General features: G+C 44.5%; 2 protein-coding genes. Both read left to right on the forward strand.

Annotation, left to right across the window (positions count from 1 at the left end):
* Window positions 1-54: 54 nt before the first annotated feature.
* Window positions 55-378 (forward strand): transposase, encoded by a 324-nt coding sequence (locus GC096_RS35070; protein ID WP_171637296.1) that lies wholly within the window; start codon window positions 55-57, stop codon window positions 376-378.
* Window positions 379-416: 38 nt separating this feature from the next.
* Complete coding sequence (locus GC096_RS35075; protein WP_312886414.1) at window positions 417-1,316, forward strand: IS3 family transposase; 900 nt, start codon at window positions 417-419, stop codon at window positions 1,314-1,316.
* Window positions 1,317-1,398: the final 82 nt, after the last annotated feature.

A 1,398-nucleotide genomic window follows, 5' to 3' on the forward strand; every position in this document is an offset into this window, starting at 1 on the left:
TTGGAGTCATCAATATGAAATAAAGTACAATATTGATGAGGGGGAATGAGATGTATGAAAAGCAATATCCTATATGATGAGCAACGTATCAAAGTTGCCCAAGAAGCTCTTAGCGGAACGAAGCTATCTTTCTTGGCACGTAAATATTCCGTATCTCCTAGTACCATTACGAACTGGGTGAAGTTCTATAAAGAAAGATTTGGAGAGGAATCTCTACCTTCCGTAAGTGAGCGCATTGATGATTCAAAGCGTCTTCAGGAACTGGAAACCAAGATGGACACAGCTATAAAGCTACTTGGTGAGAAAGATCTTGAAATACAGCTGCTACGTGAACTTCTAAAAAAGAGCAACCCCGCTTACAAGACAAACTTGAAATAGCCGCTACAGCAATTAAGCGGGGCTATGCAGCGGCACCAGTGTTGCGAGTAATCGGTGTTCACGAATCTACGTATTACGCTAGAAGGAAGCAACTATCTGAGCAACCAAAACCTCTAGTAAGCGTTCAGGTTGCTCCAGGGCGTCCCGTTCCCAATTACTCTCTGACGACAAACGGACAAAAGATCAGCGATACTCAGATTGAAGAATGGCTAATGGAACTGGTGGAGGGCGAGGAGCACGGTTACGGCTATCGTAATCTAGCCCATGCACTTTATGTGCAACGTAACCTTATCCTCAACCACAAGAAGTCGTATAGGCTCTGCAAGAAGCTAGGTTTGCTTCAAAAAAAGCCAGACAAGAAGTTTAAGCACCCCAGGCGTATCGCGAAGAATCGCTCAGTTACAGGACCAAATCAACTCTGGCAGATCGACATCAAGTATGGCTATGTTCACGGCTATGATCGTTTCTTTTTTCTCTTTGACATGATTGATGTATTTGATCGTTACATTGTCGGGTATCACTTAGGATCAAGCTGTGATGCGAAGGACGTATGCGCGACTGTAAAACGCGCGTTAGAGGCTCGGCTGAAGCCAGGAGAAGCTGCGCCGGTCATACGTTCAGATAACGGCCCTCAGTTTCTTAGCCATGCCTTTGGTGAGATGTGCGCAGACAAGAATCGTCCTATTGAGCACGAGCGTATACCTCCTAAAACACCCAACATGAACGCATACATTGAGTCCTTCCACAGCATCATTGAAAGAGATGTGTACACGAAAGAATACTTCGAAACGTATGAAGAGGCCTACCAGAGAGTACACACATACATCGAGTTCTACAACAATCGCCGTTACCACGGTAGCCTGCATAGAATGAGTCCGAACCAATACCATGAAGCTTGGAAAGCAAACGAATTAGGAAATGTCGAGATAACCCTTTAGGACAATCCTGAATAGGTCCCGTTCACATGAGTTACAAAATAATGAGATACTGCGAAAAAGCGAGTATGAAACAGATAGACTC

The sequence above is a fragment of the Paenibacillus plantarum genome, assembly GCF_013141695.1.
Lineage (GTDB): Bacteria > Bacillota > Bacilli > Paenibacillales > NBRC-103111 > Paenibacillus_E > Paenibacillus_E plantarum.

What these genes read in the sequence shown, in the direction of transcription:
- GC096_RS35070 (WP_171637296.1), top strand. Translation starts at nt 55, where the DNA reads ATGAAAAGCAATATCCTATATGATGAGCAACGTATCAAAGTTGCCCAA.